The organism is Natronorubrum halophilum (assembly GCF_003670115.1).
Lineage (GTDB): Archaea > Halobacteriota > Halobacteria > Halobacteriales > Natrialbaceae > Natronorubrum > Natronorubrum halophilum.
The window spans coordinates 186,237-201,875 of the sequence record NZ_QQTY01000004.1; the positions used below are offsets into that span (position 1 = coordinate 186,237).

Annotated in this window: 20 protein-coding genes and 1 tRNA gene; 10 read left to right on the forward strand and 11 right to left on the reverse strand. The window is 57.3% G+C overall.

Features of this window, described 5'->3' with window-relative positions:
• The first annotated feature begins 39 nt into the window (after window positions 1-39).
• On the forward strand, window positions 40-759 hold the full coding sequence (locus DWB23_RS16375; RefSeq protein WP_121744307.1) for a DUF7504 family protein: 720 nt from the start codon (window positions 40-42) through the stop codon (window positions 757-759).
• A 23-nt stretch (window positions 760-782) separates the two neighbouring features.
• Here DWB23_RS16375 and DWB23_RS16380 read toward each other — a convergent pair whose 3' ends face one another.
• Complete coding sequence (locus DWB23_RS16380) at window positions 783-1,037, reverse strand: pro-sigmaK processing inhibitor BofA family protein (protein ID WP_121743865.1); 255 nt, start codon at window positions 1,035-1,037, stop codon at window positions 783-785.
• Between the two features lie 129 nt (window positions 1,038-1,166).
• On the opposite strand from DWB23_RS16380, the gene DWB23_RS16385 reads away from it, so the two are divergent.
• From DWB23_RS16385 to DWB23_RS16410, 5 genes are all read left to right on the forward strand, one after another.
• Window positions 1,167-1,239 (forward strand) — tRNA-Pro (locus DWB23_RS16385).
• 79 nt (window positions 1,240-1,318) lie between these two features.
• Window positions 1,319-1,561, forward strand: a complete 243-nt coding sequence (locus tag DWB23_RS16390) for a DUF7563 family protein (protein ID WP_121743866.1) — start codon at window positions 1,319-1,321, stop codon at window positions 1,559-1,561.
• Between the two features lie 599 nt (window positions 1,562-2,160).
• Window positions 2,161-2,682, forward strand: a complete 522-nt coding sequence (locus tag DWB23_RS16400; RefSeq protein ID WP_121743868.1) for a hypothetical protein — start codon at window positions 2,161-2,163, stop codon at window positions 2,680-2,682.
• A complete protein-coding gene (locus tag DWB23_RS16405; protein ID WP_121743869.1) occupies window positions 2,679-2,969 on the forward strand; it encodes a hypothetical protein in 291 nt (96 codons plus the stop codon). The genes DWB23_RS16400 and DWB23_RS16405 overlap by 4 nt, the downstream gene beginning before the upstream one ends.
• Window positions 2,970-2,971: 2 nt before the next feature.
• On the forward strand, window positions 2,972-4,591 hold the full coding sequence (locus DWB23_RS16410; RefSeq protein ID WP_121743870.1) for a DUF7845 domain-containing protein: 1,620 nt from the start codon (window positions 2,972-2,974) through the stop codon (window positions 4,589-4,591).
• A gap of 490 nt (window positions 4,592-5,081) precedes the next feature.
• Here DWB23_RS16410 and DWB23_RS23100 read toward each other — a convergent pair whose 3' ends face one another.
• Window positions 5,082-5,267 carry a hypothetical protein gene (locus DWB23_RS23100; RefSeq protein WP_137288072.1) on the reverse strand — a complete coding sequence of 62 codons (186 nt, stop codon included), beginning with the start codon at window positions 5,265-5,267 and terminating at the stop codon, window positions 5,082-5,084.
• Between the two features lie 267 nt (window positions 5,268-5,534).
• On the opposite strand from DWB23_RS23100, the gene DWB23_RS23105 reads away from it, so the two are divergent.
• A complete protein-coding gene (locus DWB23_RS23105) occupies window positions 5,535-5,873 on the forward strand; it encodes a hypothetical protein (RefSeq protein WP_137288073.1) in 339 nt (112 codons plus the stop codon).
• A gap of 912 nt (window positions 5,874-6,785) precedes the next feature.
• Window positions 6,786-7,040 (forward strand): DUF7692 domain-containing protein, encoded by a 255-nt coding sequence (locus DWB23_RS16420; protein WP_121743872.1) that lies wholly within the window; start codon window positions 6,786-6,788, stop codon window positions 7,038-7,040.
• Between the two features lie 210 nt (window positions 7,041-7,250).
• Here the strand turns inward: DWB23_RS16420 and DWB23_RS16425 are convergent, their stop codons facing one another.
• From DWB23_RS16425 to DWB23_RS16455, 8 genes are all read right to left on the reverse strand, one after another.
• Window positions 7,251-7,997 (reverse strand): hypothetical protein, encoded by a 747-nt coding sequence (locus tag DWB23_RS16425; RefSeq protein WP_121743873.1) that lies wholly within the window; start codon window positions 7,995-7,997, stop codon window positions 7,251-7,253.
• A 234-nt stretch (window positions 7,998-8,231) separates the two neighbouring features.
• Window positions 8,232-8,621, reverse strand: coding sequence for a hypothetical protein (locus tag DWB23_RS16430; RefSeq protein WP_121743874.1), 390 nt, complete (start codon window positions 8,619-8,621; stop codon window positions 8,232-8,234).
• A 162-nt stretch (window positions 8,622-8,783) separates the two neighbouring features.
• Window positions 8,784-9,950, reverse strand: coding sequence for a hypothetical protein (locus DWB23_RS16435; RefSeq protein WP_121743875.1), 1,167 nt, complete (start codon window positions 9,948-9,950; stop codon window positions 8,784-8,786).
• On the reverse strand, window positions 9,943-10,761 hold the full coding sequence (locus DWB23_RS16440; RefSeq protein WP_121743876.1) for a hypothetical protein: 819 nt from the start codon (window positions 10,759-10,761) through the stop codon (window positions 9,943-9,945). Before DWB23_RS16440 ends, DWB23_RS16435 begins: the two co-directional genes overlap by 8 nt.
• Entirely contained in the window at window positions 10,758-11,303 is a 546-nt protein-coding gene (locus DWB23_RS16445; RefSeq protein WP_121743877.1) for a hypothetical protein, read from the reverse strand. Before DWB23_RS16445 ends, DWB23_RS16440 begins: the two co-directional genes overlap by 4 nt.
• A gap of 2 nt (window positions 11,304-11,305) precedes the next feature.
• Window positions 11,306-13,180 (reverse strand): hypothetical protein, encoded by a 1,875-nt coding sequence (locus DWB23_RS23550; RefSeq protein ID WP_238709223.1) that lies wholly within the window; start codon window positions 13,178-13,180, stop codon window positions 11,306-11,308.
• Window positions 13,181-13,306, reverse strand: coding sequence for a hypothetical protein (locus DWB23_RS23775; protein WP_275086319.1), 126 nt, complete (start codon window positions 13,304-13,306; stop codon window positions 13,181-13,183).
• A gap of 16 nt (window positions 13,307-13,322) precedes the next feature.
• Window positions 13,323-13,754 carry a hypothetical protein gene (locus tag DWB23_RS16455; RefSeq protein ID WP_121743769.1) on the reverse strand — a complete coding sequence of 144 codons (432 nt, stop codon included), beginning with the start codon at window positions 13,752-13,754 and terminating at the stop codon, window positions 13,323-13,325.
• An 89-nt stretch (window positions 13,755-13,843) separates the two neighbouring features.
• Here DWB23_RS16455 and DWB23_RS16460 point away from each other — a divergent pair, with 89 nt between their 5' ends.
• Complete coding sequence (locus DWB23_RS16460; RefSeq protein WP_121743878.1) at window positions 13,844-14,026, forward strand: hypothetical protein; 183 nt, start codon at window positions 13,844-13,846, stop codon at window positions 14,024-14,026.
• A gap of 67 nt (window positions 14,027-14,093) precedes the next feature.
• Here the strand turns inward: DWB23_RS16460 and DWB23_RS16465 are convergent, their stop codons facing one another.
• Window positions 14,094-14,522, reverse strand: coding sequence for a type IV pilin (locus tag DWB23_RS16465; protein WP_121743879.1), 429 nt, complete (start codon window positions 14,520-14,522; stop codon window positions 14,094-14,096).
• Window positions 14,523-14,835: 313 nt separating this feature from the next.
• Here DWB23_RS16465 and DWB23_RS16470 point away from each other — a divergent pair, with 313 nt between their 5' ends.
• A complete protein-coding gene (locus tag DWB23_RS16470; protein ID WP_121743880.1) occupies window positions 14,836-15,627 on the forward strand; it encodes a hypothetical protein in 792 nt (263 codons plus the stop codon).
• Window positions 15,628-15,639: the final 12 nt, after the last annotated feature.

Genomic DNA, 15,639 nt, shown 5'->3' on the forward strand with positions numbered 1-15,639 from the left:
GTGTACTATCAGTGCCGGGACCATCCCGGAGAGATCACGATGGAGCCCAGAATTCCCGCCGAGATCGAGCCACCGGCGAACGTATTGCTCGTCGACGCGAACGCTCGTGAGCCAAACGCGTGTACCGAACGCTGCTACGAGACCGACTCGACGGCAGCGCTCACGGTCAGCTTCGTGGATGACCAGCTGGAACAGCCGGATCCGGACGAGGTAGACGGCAGGGTCGGGCTGTTGACGATCGGGAATGACCTGTTGGACGAACGCGCGGACTCGGACCCCGATTTCGCCGACTCGGTCGTCGTCGATTCGGTCTGTGATCCGACCGACCTCTCCGAAATCGGGATTGCCGTCAGCCGATTTTGCGAACACTGGTTCGACGACGGCGAGCAGATTTCAGTCTGTTTCGAATCGCTCGACGCCCTCATTCGGTACAGATCGCCGAAAGAGGTCTTCCAGTTCACCCGCATCTTGCTCGGCCGACTCGAGAGCGTCGACGCCGACGCCCACGTTCACTTCGATCCGTCGCGCCACGAAGACCGCCTCGTCTCGGCGTTCGGATCGGTCTTCGATGCCGTCATCGTCGACGAGAACGCCGATCGATCGCTTCCGGAAGCCACCGACGAGGAGGTCGAAGAACTGCTCGCGGCGTGGAGCGAGGCGTCCGAAAACGGGCTCGGGCTCGAGGCGGATCCGTCGACCGAGGCGACCGACGAAGAAATCGCCCGAATACTCGGGAATGAGTGCAATACGACGCGTTGAGACGGACGTGACGACGAGGAGGGTTACGGAACGAACGCGACGCCCAGCAGCGATAGCACGAGCACCACGATCGAGCCCGGGACGCCGCCGAGCGCCACGATCAGCAGGACGATCGGGGTCACTGCGATCGAAAGGCCGAACACCGCCTGCGCGAGAAACAGGATCACCAGTCCGACGACCGCGTTGATGATGAAGGGACTAACCGCACGGATGAGGCTTGCTGCGACGAGCACGCCGACGAGGACGACGATCAACAGCAGGATCTCGATGCCGGTCATACGGACGGCGGTATCACACCGACTGACAAAACCGTTCGGGCTTGGCGCGACGCCGGCGTCAAGTCGCCGACAGAACCGTTCGACTCGTAACGAAACCCTTTATGCAGTTCACTCGTAAGATGGAGGTACGGGATCGTGGGTTAGCTTGGTATACTTCGGGCCTTGGGTGCCCGTGACCCCGGTTCAAATCCGGGCGATCCCATACTGTATAAAAGTGAAGCGGCGCGTTTTGCCGCTTCACACCTACCGTTCTCACATTACTTAGCGGTCGCTTTCTGGAGGTGGTCGGCGTGACGATCGCCCCATGGCCGTCGGCCAGCAACGAAACGACGTGCCGTCACTGCGGTGCGTACGTCACGAGCCAGTTCTGCCGCGTCTACGGTGACAACGACGATCAGGTCCACCGTTGCGGCGACTGTGACAGCTATCGACGGCTGACCCGCGGGTCCGCCGCCGGCGTCGACCTTTCGATTCCTGATCCGGAGACGTCGCCCGGCCGTCACGGAGGTGAGGCCGATGTGTGACGATTCGTTCGTCCCGGCGAGTCGGCTGTATAACGTCGATAGTCGGACGCCCATAGCCCATCCGGCCCATCAAGCGAGCGACGAGCAGGTTCGACGCGCGCTCGAGCAGCGAGAGATTCGGACTGATGGTGGTTTCTCGAGCGGTACTGACCAAGCCTCGCTATTTCGGAAGCCGGACGAGCGGGAAATCACGCGGCTCGAGCGGGATGGCCGAAAGCCGATGTGTCCCGACTGTGGGTGCTACGTCGGTCACACCAAATCCGGCGGCAAACCGCTACCAGATACGGAGGCAGAAGCGTTCGGATGGTCATGCGCCGACTGTAACCTCACGTTCCCGTCCAACTGTCACGGCCCTAACGCCCCTGGGTTCAACAGCAGCATGGCCGGTATCCAAATCGAGTTCCGCGACGGCGAGACTCGATGGGTCCCGGTTCCTGCGCGGTATGTAAGGCCGGATACTGAACCCGACGACGGGGGTTCGCGATGAGCCGCCTCGTCGAATCTGACGAGTGCGAGCGGTGCGGTGATCGTATCAACGGAATCCGACGACTGTGCTCCGACTGCACGCGCGACGTTCGTGATGCGCGGGAGGGACCGCTATGAGTTCGCGGACGTCCGCCCTCGAGAGTTCGAAAGCAAGCGGTGACGCCCTCGAGGCGGTGCTCATTCAGACCATCGACGCCCTGGAGTACGTGAGCGATCACACCGCGACCTGGCACGACGCGAAGACATCGACGCTCCTCGAGGCGAGTCGATCGCTGACGTTTTTCGGAATCGTACTCGTCGAGCCCGAGACGCCGATCGAGATCAAAGGCTGCCAGATCGAGACGAGCAACGGTGACCGCACGACTCGCGGCCGGTTCTACGTCAAACGCGCTGCTCACGAGCAGCTGCTCGAGGCGGCCGGGATGTACCTGCTCGTCGTCTATCTCCCGCGGCCGGGGCTGCCCCAGGTGGCCCGCGCGATCGTGCCGGCGACGCTCGTCGACGAGTTGCTGGCCGGGCGGTGGTACGACGTCGGCGGGTCGCGCTCCGAACAGGAAGTCGCGAAACTCGCGTGGTCGCACGTAATCGATCCGGCGGGCGTCGACCCGTCGGTAACCGTCGGTGAGTCGCGATGAGTGCCGACGCCAATCACGACGATCGCGACCTCGAGGCCGAACTCTCGAGTTCGGCAGCTGGCCGAACCGGAATTCCCGTCGACGCGATTTGCGTGGGCTGTGGGCGGACGCGAGTCAAACGCGCCCGTCCCGAAGAAATGGATCAACATCCGCACGTCGATCCGACGACCCTCGAGGCGACGGACTGCACGTCGTTCAAACACATCTGCTACCCGTGCCAGGGGGCGACGTGGTGGAATCCGGTGGCTGTACTGACCGGATTGCTCGAGTCGGAGGACGGTGAGTAGTCGTGTCGCAAGTCGAGACGACGCCTCACGAGATCGAGGGTCGTTGGAAGTGGCCCGACTGGGGCCGCGGGCCGTACGATGCGCTGTCCTCGGTGATGCTCGGTCCGCCGTTCGAAGGGTATCTTGAACTGAACATCGAAGTCGACGGCGAGCCCTGGCTCATCAAAGTCAGTTACAGCAAATCCGGATTCGCGCCGCGGCTGTCGGACGGGATCAATGCCGAGCGACTGTACGAATGGGATATTGTGGGCCGTGGGCGCGGCAAGCGAAAGGCGTCATTCAATATCTCGCCGCGGTTTCCGAACATGCGCCACTGGGAAACTGGTGATTCGATACAACTCCCCTGGGAAAATCAGGTGGGCGAGGTCGACGGTGTGGACGTCGAGTTCCACACCAGCAACATCGAAGCCGAGCGCGGTCTCGAGTTGCTACCGGAGTTCTTCGCGGCCATCTTCGAGCACGCCAACGAGCGGATTCATTCCGAGTATTTCCGAACCGAACCGCACGCGGCGAGTCGAATGTGGGCGTACGAGCGCTACGTTCGAATCTGTCGCGAGTGGGCGGAAAAGCTCTCGTCGGCCGGTGTACTCCAGAAGGTCGCGCTTTATCTCTCCGACCTCAAGGGCGTGAAGGCAGAGTTGCACATCGACAACGAGGAAACGATCAACCACCAGAATCGGTTGTTCCTGAATCCAGCGTCAGCGGGGAAACTCATGCCGGGCCATACCTACGGTCGGAAGTTCGAAATCTACCAGCTGAAGGACCCGGACGCGGTATCGAAAAATCACCCATCCTATCACCCGAAAGTAGAGGTACTGGTGAACAAGGCGAGGAACGACGGCGAGGCATGGGCATGGGCCGATCGCCACGAGGTGACCGAGCAGATCGAAGAGACGCTACTGAACGCGCTTCACTGGGAAGACATTCCGCTCGGTCCCGACGGAAACGGCGTGTACATCGCCGACGACCATTTCGACGCCGTTGCTCGAGACGACCTGGTGGAACTCTACGAGGACCCGACGCCGCGCCTCGAGGCGAAGTCGGACCACCTGTTGATGACGACGCTTCGGGATATGGGCGAGACTGCTCGGGACGTCACCGAGACGGTCGCGACCGACGGCGGGGCGACGGTCGACGATCTCGCCGACCAGCTGGGGAAACACCCGGCGACGATCTACCGAGCGATACAGGACCTCGGTGAGATATTCGAGTTAGACCAGGGCGACGTGTCGTTCCGCGCCCGGAAGTACCGCGAGGAACTTCGAGCGCTCGCCGAGTCCGCCGAGTACGCGATCGAGAGCTATGCCGATCGGATGCAGCACATCATGGGGCTGGCCGATCACGTCGCGGAACTGTCGCCCTTCCAGCAGTGGCTCACTGAGAACGGTGCCGACCTCGAGTTCGACGAGAACGGCGAACCCCGACGGATGCGAGTCGATACGATTCTCTCGCAGTTGAAGGCTGATAGCTTCGAGAACCTCGGCACGATCGCCGCGGAGGCCCTCGAGAAGTGGTCGAAGTCGGGGAACGATCCGACGGTACTCCGTGGTGCCGAGTTGACCTGGAGGACTCCCGGCGGCGGAACTGAAACCGGATTCGTCGGCGCTGTCGCCGATCGGTGAACCGGCCAGCGTAGTGGCAACGCTGTCGTTTTGACTGTTTTATGCAAATACACTTGACTAACACGGCTGCTTAGACAAATCTGGTTGTAGTCGAGCCCTCGAGGCCGGGGCCGCCACCGCGATCGCACCGCAACGCCGGCGGGGTCGTTTCGCGCTTCGCGCGAAAGCCCCCTTGGCGGGTGTCCCCAAGGGGACTGAGCCAAAAAATTACAGCGCCCCACCCCATTTCCGCACGATCTCCAGTTGATCCACAGGAAACAGGGCCTACTGGTAATGATGGGTGGGACCTCAGTAACCGGTGTTGTCGAGTCCACTTAGGAGGGGTACGCACGTTTAAATACAATAACGAAGCCACCACCGGCGTGATGCGCCGTCCTCAAGATAATTTACTGATCGTCTTCGCACTCGTCGAACTTGCTCGTGACCAGTGAGAAACACCCACTGAAAACCATGCGCTCAAGCTGGCCGCGGAAATAATACTTTATCTATTTTATCTGCCGACTGTTACGGTTGCAGCGATAATGATACCCAGTACGAACCCGAATATCACTATATCTGCCAGTATATTTTGGATGTAGCCTGTTATTTCGATACCAAGCAGCATCATAATCGGGATTATTCCAACCGCAGCGATTACGATGACTGCAAAGACTGTGTACCCTGGATTTTCACTCATGTTTTCACTTTAGCAGAGCGAAAGATATCTCTCATCATTCTTCCGCTAGTCCCACATATTCGTGTGGTATAGGTCCGCTACCTGTCTTTCGCTCTGTCTAATCAGAGCAGATTCAAATATAAAAGCGTACATCCTTAATGAATTCTAATACTTCAAAATCGCATGACTGCAACGGTATAAAATATTTGACTTATTTGGCCAGCCTTTATTTCTTCGTCAAACATCCGAATAGTAATATACATTATGTATACTGTATACGTGTAGTATATGGTCACAGTTGTATCTGAACAGATAAGTCATGGCTGGGGTGAAACTGTTCACAAGAGACTAGATGGTGAGAGCTACTATTTTGTGTCTTTTGACGAATACAAAGCAAAGCGCCGGGCCGATATATTTGAAAGTCTTTGGTTGGCAATTGACGGTGTAGATATCGTGGATCAGGATGTGATTCCAGTAAAAGTAGCACGTGAGGGAAAGGCGGCTATTGCTTCATACCTCTATAGTGTACATCTCAAGTCAATCGGCAATATTGCAGAAATCCTTAAAGTATCAGCTTCCACAGTTGAACAATACCTTACAGATGTAAAAGCAGGTAGAAGATTATAGATATATGACTGATCAGCTAACGATAAATCCTGATGCTTTTCTCTGGCTCAATCCCCTACCACTGGTCTTCACCTGTTGAGAGAATCGATTTTCCGAATATGAATACGAGCGATAATCGACTGTTTTCATATCGTGGCAGCTGCCATCGAGATAGTTCTCGTAGCGGCCACGCTTTGCTCGATACAACTCAATCAATGAATTATTTCGAAATTATATGATGGCTGTTATTTGATCTGGGGAAGTTCGTTGTGATGTTCCGCTAATAACTCTAATGTGGGTCTAATTTCACTGAATCGTGGTCCCCGTTCTACGCAATTCATGTTGGGACTCCATTCGATAAATCCGTAATCATCTAATTTGGGAAGGTGAACATGCCGGTGTTTGATGCTACTCCGCTGTTCAGTTTCTGCAACATCGGGTGGTGTGTCAAGGCAACTTGGGGAGTCTGTCTGGGGATTCTCCTTCAGCAAGGAGAATAGCAGTTCTCGTCGTTGTGCGTTTGATATCACTTCGTATAATTTGTCGTGGGGTGAATTCATGGACAGGTAAGCCCAAACTATCCATGCGGATAAAGTTCGGGCCAATATGTGTTGAAACCATGTTTTGAATATCTGAGTGAATCCCCTTCTACTCAGTTCGCACAAGGGCTTATCGTGCCGTATAGATGTTTTTTGTCCGAATAGAACGCCGTGAGAGACAGATTCAATGCTACTTCTTGGGGTTGCACGTCGACAGATCCGGTTTCCCGAATATGCACACGAGATCGGAAACGTCGTGTGCATATTGAGTGACGATCGCCGCGACGAACCTCGGAACAATTCTGATTGGGTGACAGAAACACCCCGATTATGGGCTATGGGCGGGGTTGAGTGAGTCGAAAAAACTAGGATTCGGGGGTTCGTGTGTACGAGTATGCGAATCCGAACCGACGGCGACTATGCGTACCGAAACGATGCGATCGACCGCGCAGCACGCTTCTACGACTGTAACAAGACGAAAGCCGTCGTCTCAGCGTGTGACGACGTGCCCCGACTGGTTGCAGCTGCCCGCCAGGTCCTCGAGCGCGACGACCTCACTCACGAGCAGCGCCGGGAGATCGCCGAGACGTTGAGTACTCGAGTCACGACCTTCGATGTTGGTCAGTCCGTAGTTGTTGAAAAAGAGTAGTGACCCTGCTCAAGTCCTGTTTTGAGAGGGGTATCTCAGTGAACGATACACTACAGATGCAAACTGAACGCCGCAATTTCTATCAGTTACCAATGATGCTCGTTGAATGGTGCTGAATATAGGGCGCAAATGTGGCACGTGTTGGGAGCAGGTCTGCGATGGATCGTGATTGGTCAGTACTGCAGCAATAGTTACTGACGTACGGACCTCTCAGTCCATCGTTCTGACCCACTCTAAGGTGAACAATTTACCAAAGAGATACCAGAACCGGTGCCGGTACAACATGATAAGCGGGAAGTACCGAATGATCCCTTCAATCACGAACTGATAGACACTGGGAGCGACGTACTTGAGCACGCCCATGAAGCATAGGACCGGAATCTTCCGCGAACTGCAGAGCCCGCGGTTCCACACCTCGTAAGCCACAAGTTCGGGTCGTCTCCGTTCCTTCGCATTCACCGCTCCGGGCCCAAATCGGAGCTCACGGTTGAACTCCTGTACGAACGTTGTATCCATCGTCAAGAGGAACGGGTAGAACAGGACTGCCCACGTAATAATCGCTGGGACGCCGTTGACCAGTTCGTGGAGCGGCAGCGAATACCAGTCCAAAACCATGGATACCGTGTCCATGACCGCCCAACCGACTGCGCTTGTTACGCCCCAGATAAAGAGTAGGATTATCCCAATCAACCAGTACAGGTCCTTCGCCAGAAAGATAGGCTGTGTGACCGGTTTATGTGGGTCGTGGTTGGCCGCTTGTTCCCCTGCTTTGATCGCACGTGTTCGCAAATCGGGATCGGAAACCGAACTAAATCCTGCAAAAATCGGTGGATACCAGTACACGGTTCGGTAGATCCGAAGAAAGTCGGCTCGCACCTCTCGGTACCGATCGATACTCACTACTCGATGGAACATGATCCGTCTTATCAGCGGGTGTGAGAGGAGTTTGGCGAGCACTTACAGAGGTATACAGTCCGATGGAATATAATCATTACCACGGTTTCTGATATAATGAACCGTTGTCATCAAATCCTTACTGTGGATGAGTTGCTGAATACATCCTCTATAGTCAGCAGGCACCTTTTGATAGATCCAAGAGAGATCGGTAACCACTCCAGTAACTATTTGACCTGTACTTGCCGCTAAGGATATTAAACCGAATTCTTTGCCGAGGTTTTCAATAGAGTCGGATTAGAAGACGTCGCCGATCGAGATTTTTGCTTGCTGGGTTCCGCGGTGATCGCCGCCACCGTGCCACCGGAGCAGCGGGAGATCGCTCGCTCGAACCATCTTGTCTGTGACGACCGTGCAGCCGGAGCGCCCATGTGGCCGGTAGACGACGAAACAGTACCAGCCGTCCGCTCGCCGAAGCTTGTCGTGATACGCTCGGTAGACCTTGAAGTTGCCCGGCTGGCCGTCGGCGTGCTCGAGCATGGTGCTCTTGATCTCGACGGGCGTTCCGTTTCCGAATCTCGCGTCGTGCCAGCTGGCGCGCTCGAGTTCGAAGCGTCGTTTCTTCGCCATCCGTTTCTCGCAGGCCGTCCCGAAGTGGTTCGCTCGCTTCGATCGACTCCGAGTCATGGCTGACTCATCACGCACGCGCTCGTCGCGCGTCTTTATTTATTTCTCCGCCGCCGTCTATGGATCGAATACAGGCGATGGGCCGTGATACGCGGCCCTGTCGGGCCGCGCCCATAGTAAAGGGGGGATAGTTGCCGTTGCCAGCGTGCCACCTGTACGCGGTCATGCAATTACCTCTTCGACTTTGGCAAGCGTATCGACGTGCTCGCCGTCGTCTTTGTACTCTCGCCAGCGAGTACCGACCCATTGGTGGCTGTAGGGAACGTACGTCGCTGTCTCGCGATTTGACATACCTTCCTCTTTGCACCTGATAGCCGTCCAAATGGCCGTTTTGCGGGCCGCCTCGCCCGCCCCCATTTCGTCGGTTTCGTCGCCGTAACTCGACCACGACCAATCACTCGCCTCTTTCGTGTTGTACCGGAGGTCCGTCGGAGGCACGCCTTCGATCTCGCCTTCAATATCGGCGAGTTGCGCGTTCCGAATCGAGTCGGCGATGACGGCCTTTTTCTGACTCACCTTCTTGACGATCGTGCCGACGCGCCAGAGCATTGGATGAATCGATCGCTCGCCGTGCGCGATGTAGATGAGAGCGCCGCCGTACTTCCGGATCTTGTATACCAGCGGAGCCATCTTCTTGCGGGTTTCGTGGCCCTGTTTGCCGGTCCCACTGGCGGCACTCGAGAACTCGTCACCGATGAACAGTTTGTCGCGCTGGCTGTGCTTGAGCGGATCGCCATCCTGCTCGACCCACTCCATAAGTGTGCCGTAGTCACCGATCCAGCCGTCCTGTACATCGCCGTCAGCGTCCACCCAGCGGTTCTTTTCCTCGAGCGACTGGATGTTCGTGCCGAGCAGCGAGTTCTCCTGATGGAGCGCACGCCAGCGTTGTGCGAGCAGACACGCGAAGTCCGTCTTCCCCGCGCCCATCTCGCCCAAGACAACGATCACTGGAGCCGGGCCGTTGATGAGTTCGTCCACCGTGCCGATGGCCTTCAGACCGCTCACATCGGCACGCTGTGACGTGTCTCCAACCATGTGCTTGATCGTGGCCATATCGCCGTTTTCCATCGCTCTGCGGAAGTTCTCGGTCCCTTCGACCATCCGGATTTCCTCGTGTTTCGCGAGGTTTTTCGACTGGCCGGGCATCTTGTCGGGCCGATCGGCCGACGTCGGATCGTAGTGGATCGATCGAACGGCCATCGCCCGGCTAATCTGCTCGTCGCGAACGATGCCGCCGTGGTCGGCGATCTCCCGATTCTCGCGCTGTCCGTAGCCTTCCTGGTGCTCCCGCGCTTCGGCCGTGACGTGTAGGTCATTGTCGTCAGTCATCGGTCCCTCCGTCGGCTGCTGCCGCCTGCTCGCCGCCCGTGTTGATCGTGACGGGTGCCGTTTCCATCGGGTCGGTCGCGTCGAACTCCTGTTCGTATTCGCCAAGGTCGCTAATTTCGTCGCTTGACCACTCTTCGGCGTCGTCTTCGGCTGCCTCGAAGCGTTCTTTGACGCTGGTTTTCTGGGTCATCAACCCGCGTTCGTCGGCTTCGGCGTGCGCGTTGATCGTATCGCGTTCAATCTCGATTCCCATCCGGCTGATCCGCCCGCGTAGCTTGTTGTAGGCAATCGCCGTTTCGACTAACTCGCCGTGGACGTCCTCGAGCATGGCTTTGATCGTGACGAGTTTCGAGTCCGAGAGTTGGCTGAAGTAGCAGCCGGTGACGATGAGCGTCCCGTTCTCGCCCTGATCCGGGTGCCAGTCGAACTCTCGAACCTCGAACGCTTCGTTGTCGTTCACGCGGTACGGTGACGGTCCCTCGACGGTCTTGTTCGACCACACCTCTGGTTCAACGTAGAACTTCTTTCGTACGTCTTCGACACCGTTGACGTGGTAGACTTCCGTCATCCGCCGGTTTCGGAGCGCTCGAGCGCCGGTGACGAACAGCGCGAGCAGCGGCGGTCCGAGCAACAGGAGCGCAGCGAACCAGCCGATCGCGATCGGTGGAATGCCGGGGATGCTCGGACGGATCAAGACGAGTGCCGCCCCGAGCGACACCACGACACCGAGCACGATCAGCTGGCCCTCGGCAGCGATGTACGTCAGTCGATCCGCCCAGGAGCCGAACGTCCCGCTCGTCTGTTCGCTCATGCCTCCATCACCCCGCTTTCTTCGGAGCGGAGGACGTGCCACGTCCCGACACCGGCCAGCCCGACGGTCATGAGAATCCCCGAGAACAGTCCCGACTCGCCGCCGAAGTGCCGGAACGGGTTCTCGTCGCCTTCGCTCGGTTCTTCTATCTTGCTCGAGAGACGGACGGTGGTTCCGCTGACGCTGACACCGACCGTCGACGCCCCGCGCATCTCGCGGACGTCCATCGAGATCGTCGTCTCACCGCGCTCGAGGTTGTAGTCTTCGCTCGGCACCTGGACCGCGCCTTCCTCGCCGACGCCCGCGAGTGCGTCCGAGACGGTGACCGTCCGCGGCCGATCGGCGTCGAAGGTGATCGTCGCGGTTCCGTTCGCGAGTTCGTACTCAGTAATTCGGAGACCGTCGCCGAACTCAGCTTCGAATGCGGGTTCGGCCGTCGCGTTCTCCGTTTCGTTCCCGTCCTGTGCGGCGACTGGCCCAACGCCCATGCCCATCGCGAGCGCCACCGCTACGACGACAACCACAAAAAAGATCCGTCGCATCCTCAGTTCCCTCCGAGTCCCGGAATGAGGTCGGTCACAACCCCGATGACAGCGAGAACGACGACTCCGATGAGCCCCAGACCGAGCAGTGCGCCACCCTCTCCGAGGTCATCGAGCGGATTGGGGACGGTAAGGTCTACCTCAGTGTCATCATCTGAGTTCATCTCTTCGACCAGTTCGTACTGTTGTTCTAAGAGTTCCTTCTGAAACTGCTCGAACTCGTCCAGCCGATCGTGTACCTCCTCGTAGTCGGTCGGCGTCTCGGTTGTGAGATCGTTATCCGTGAACGTCACCGAATCCGTATCGACTATCTCGCCGTCCTCGTTGAGTCCCTGTGCCGAGTCGATCGTGAACTCTCGCGTGTCTTCGAACTCCACGAATCCGGTTTGCTCGACCTGCTCGCCCTCCGAATTTTCGACCACGACAGTAGTAGAGAATAGGACGGTTGGGGCCGCAGTCGTTTCACTAACCAAATCCGTCAAATCTGCTGGCGTATAGGTCTCTCCCACCTGAAGATCGCCGTCCGGCCCCGGATCGATATACAACGTTCCGCTGATCGTTTTCCCCTCGATCGCGGCCACGTCCTCATTCGCTTCCGGCCCCTCGTCGTCCGGGTCGGTGAGCGGTCCTATTGTAATCGTGTTATGGGTCGTAGACGGCGTTTGACCGAGCATCGACAGGTGAGCATTGACGAGCGCGTGCGGGTCGTCTTCCGGCGCGTCGTCTGACAACGAGGTGAACGTCTGGATTTCTTCGTAGCTCAGTTCATCGTCTACGATTTGCTCATACACGTTGTCTACCATCGTCTCGACGTTGGTAGAGGCGGTGTTGAGCGCGTCGAGTACCGACTGAATCGCAGCGTTCCAATCGTTATGGGACCACAGGAGTTGTGCGCCGGCTACTTCGCCGTCCCGACCGAATTCGTTGTCGTAGACGTTCCGGTACTCCGCATCATCGAACTCCTTAATCTCTATCTCAAGGGTTTCAACGACGAACCAGCCGTTTGCATCGTCTGAGTCCCGCATCTTGTAAATTTCCTCCCCGTCATCCTCTGGAGTTGGGTCCAGTGCCGGGAGACCAATATTCCCAAGTTCTCCGACATCGCGAGTGGCTCCGGTTGCACTCTGGCCGTTATCGAACTCAATCGCAAACGTCGGTGCCGAAATTGTACTCCCGTCGGGGAGATCGTAGACCATATCGCTCACGTCATGGTCGAGATCTGTGATTCCTCCCGCACTTTCGTCAGACGATCCATAGGTGCTAGCGAGGCGGTAATATTCCTCATAATCAGCAGGCTCAGAGTAGTCACCGGCTTCATCGAGCGCGAGGTGCAGGCGCTGCCACCGATCACGAATCGAGCGTAGAACAAGATGCGACTCGTTGACGATCTCCTCGAGCGGGGTTGAATAGACTTCATCAACTTTCGCGGTAGCAGCGTCAATCGCATCCTGTCGGCTCGCTCCTTGCTCCTGAATCTCCCGGTAAGCCGCCTTCAGACCCTCGATATAGGCGCGTCCTTCCAGAAGTTCGGCGTTGTCCTGTACCCACGTGAGTGAGGTGCCAGTGCGAGCCTGCGTTTCGACACCGTATCGGTAGGTGTCGCCGTGAATCCGAAGAATCTCGTTTTCTAAGTATTCCTCGTGTTCCTCGTCATCGTCGCCGTCCGATCCGAATAGCCAGCCGAGAGCGTCACCCGCCCCCCATCCCGCCCCGATCGGCATGAGTGACTGTGCGCTCGCCGTTCCGCTCGAGGCCGCCCCGCCCGCCGCGATCGCCGCGGCGGTGGCCGTCCCCTGGAGGAACGTCCGCCGGTCGAGCGAGCAGCCGGGCGCGACCTCGTGGGCCGTGGGCTGTGGGCCAGAGTCCTCTGCCGCCATTCAGACCACCCCCGTCGTCATCAGCGCCGCCAGGCCGATCGACACGCTCGAGGCCGTGAGGACGTAGCCGGTGATCACTGAACTGTACCACTGTTCCGTCTGACCGCTGAAAACGTTGGAATGCATTGGTTGGAACTCCGGATTACTTGTAGGCGATCACGTAGAACGCGGCGGCGTTGAGGAAGACGGTGAACCAGCCGACGTACCACATGCTTGCCATCGTGACGGCCACAGCGGGCACGAGCGCCGCGAGAATGTTCATGATGATCGCCAGCAACACGACGACCGTTTCCACGTCGGTCCAGTCCTCTGGCGTCCCCTCGTTGGTGAGCCAGCCGATGAGCAGAATCCCCATCGAGAGGATGAACCCGTACGTGACCTCGGTGCCGTGCGCGCTGTACAACGAGTCCGCGAGCGACATGTTCAGCGGCGCGCTGAACTGGAGCGTGCCGACCGCGCCGACCGAGATCGACGCGAGCACGAACAATGGCGCGAGAATACTGTCTGTTAGGTCGATACCGTCTTCCTGACGAATCGAGTCAGGAACGTATTTCTGCGGTAGGCTAAGTGCCATACGAACGCTCCGTTTCCCCGCCCCATCGAAAAGGTCAGGAAAACCAAGGTTCACCAACCTTTATACCAAGGCGGGTTGCCGCCAGTCGCATGGCGCTGAACAAACTCAGACAGTTAGACCAGAACTCCGCCGGGATTACCCTCCCAAAAGACGATCTCCGAATTGAGGGACTGCTCGACGAGAACGGGAGTGTTGACGATGAATATCACTTCCACGTTCGTCACATCGGTGACGGTGAATGGACGCTTGAGCTCGTCGAAGAACTTGATTAGTAATTCTCTATCTACTCACAACAACATGTCGGAAATTGAAAAATCGTTCTATAAGGTTGTCTGTTATTTAGGTGTCGTACTCGACTGTCCCAACGATAGTTGTCCCACTTCGGTCAGTTTCTTCCCCGTAATAGGCAACAATATCATATTCCGTACCAGTCGTACCATCAATTGTTGCCCCCTCACCTACACTTTCTAACGGCAAACTTCCACTGCTCGTGGACACAACGTTACCACTATCATCAATAACAGTAACTCCATCTGCATTTGCCAGCGATTCAAGGTTCACTGTTGGCGCGGTGGATCCATCATCTTCCACCTGTACGCCTGCTTGGGCACTGTCTTGGAGTCCCGATCCCATATCGAGAACAAATGCAGCGATCACAGCCGCTAAAATAACTGTAATCGCAACCATAAGTATGACCCCTATCACTGGAGAGACCGCACGTTCATTTTCGTTACCAATCAGCTTACTTCGGAATTGTGTCAAATCCATGTGTCATCACGCACCACAAATCAGCAGGTGGTTCATCGTGCTCAACCTCGAGCACACACTCGACGGATCAGGGCAGCAACCCACTACCGTCGCCATCCTTCCATGCGATTTTCGGTGCTAACTCTAACACAAGAAGCACCCATAATAAAGGTATTCGAACGTGAAATTCATCTAATCTTATAGGGTTTCAGATCTGATAATCAGTGAGTGGCAGAAACCTTGCAGTGGCCCCTTGAAGCGCCGCCATCTATCGATATCACTTTTGAAACCGTCCAGACCGAACTTCTTTGCTTGCGGACTCAAATTCACATCTATGAGTGAATCGGACAGTTTGGTCCCCGAACGCGCTCTCGCGCGCACCTACGACGGTGGATATCACATCGACGGCTGGCAGAGTGTCACGGAATATCGGCGGGCGCTATCCTACGCGAGTCGGAACAATGTGAAATCCGGAGCCACGGCCAACGCTCTCGAGTTACCACGTGGGCGGGTCCGAACGTGGCTCGAGGGTGGCTGTCCCGACCCTGCACGAGCGATCGACATCGCTCGCGAGCACGGGTGGCTTGAGTGTACGTTCGGTGACCCCGAGTTCCAGGGTCTGAACGCGCTCGTCGCGAACATCTTTTCCGGCGGTTCGATCGCCGAGTCTACCTACGCGCCAGGGTTCGCGCTGAACCATCGCGGAGAAGACAGCCACGTTTTCGACGCGCTCGAGCTGGCCGGCGTTAAGTATCGCGTGGTCGACGATCGCGACGGCCGAGCCGATGAGGTCCGGCCGACGACGGATGCCAGTGTACTCGGTCGCGTGTTGGCCGTTCTTGGCGCTCCCGTGGGTCCGAAAGCTGATCAACACCTCTCGATTCCGGACTACCTTGAAGACGCGCCCGAGGGAGCCCGTGAGCAGTTTGTGTACGCCTATCTCGAGAATCGGGCGATCCCACACGAGGGGAAAGCAACGCTCACGCTTCGCGAAGATCGGAACCGGGACTATCTCGAGGGACTGGCCACGTTGATCGACGACGTGGCCGGCGGCGGGGTCCGAATCGGCGAGCGAGATATCGTGATCTCGAAATCGGCAACGGAGAATCTGGGGACAGTTCGATAACAGTAGTACGGT

Coding starts and splice junctions, on each gene's coding strand:
- DWB23_RS16375 (WP_121744307.1), top strand. CDS start 40: ATGGAGCCCAGAATTCCCGCCGAGATCGAGCCACCGGCGAACGTATTG.
- DWB23_RS16380 (WP_121743865.1), bottom strand. CDS start 1,037: ATGACCGGCATCGAGATCCTGCTGTTGATCGTCGTCCTCGTCGGCGTG.
- DWB23_RS16400 (WP_121743868.1), top strand. CDS start 2,161: ATGAGTTCGCGGACGTCCGCCCTCGAGAGTTCGAAAGCAAGCGGTGAC.
- DWB23_RS16405 (WP_121743869.1), top strand. CDS start 2,679: ATGAGTGCCGACGCCAATCACGACGATCGCGACCTCGAGGCCGAACTC.
- DWB23_RS23100 (WP_137288072.1), bottom strand. CDS start 5,267: ATGAGTGAAAATCCAGGGTACACAGTCTTTGCAGTCATCGTAATCGCT.
- DWB23_RS23105 (WP_137288073.1), top strand. CDS start 5,535: ATGGTCACAGTTGTATCTGAACAGATAAGTCATGGCTGGGGTGAAACT.
- DWB23_RS16420 (WP_121743872.1), top strand. CDS start 6,786: ATGCGAATCCGAACCGACGGCGACTATGCGTACCGAAACGATGCGATC.
- DWB23_RS16430 (WP_121743874.1), bottom strand. CDS start 8,621: ATGACTCGGAGTCGATCGAAGCGAGCGAACCACTTCGGGACGGCCTGC.
- DWB23_RS16435 (WP_121743875.1), bottom strand. CDS start 9,950: ATGACTGACGACAATGACCTACACGTCACGGCCGAAGCGCGGGAGCAC.
- DWB23_RS16440 (WP_121743876.1), bottom strand. CDS start 10,761: ATGAGCGAACAGACGAGCGGGACGTTCGGCTCCTGGGCGGATCGACTG.
- DWB23_RS16445 (WP_121743877.1), bottom strand. CDS start 11,303: ATGCGACGGATCTTTTTTGTGGTTGTCGTCGTAGCGGTGGCGCTCGCG.
- DWB23_RS23550 (WP_238709223.1), bottom strand. CDS start 13,180: ATGGCGGCAGAGGACTCTGGCCCACAGCCCACGGCCCACGAGGTCGCG.
- DWB23_RS23775 (WP_275086319.1), bottom strand. CDS start 13,306: ATGCATTCCAACGTTTTCAGCGGTCAGACGGAACAGTGGTACAGTTCA.
- DWB23_RS16455 (WP_121743769.1), bottom strand. CDS start 13,754: ATGGCACTTAGCCTACCGCAGAAATACGTTCCTGACTCGATTCGTCAG.
- DWB23_RS16460 (WP_121743878.1), top strand. CDS start 13,844: ATGGCGCTGAACAAACTCAGACAGTTAGACCAGAACTCCGCCGGGATT.
- DWB23_RS16465 (WP_121743879.1), bottom strand. CDS start 14,522: ATGGATTTGACACAATTCCGAAGTAAGCTGATTGGTAACGAAAATGAA.
- DWB23_RS16470 (WP_121743880.1), top strand. CDS start 14,836: ATGAGTGAATCGGACAGTTTGGTCCCCGAACGCGCTCTCGCGCGCACC.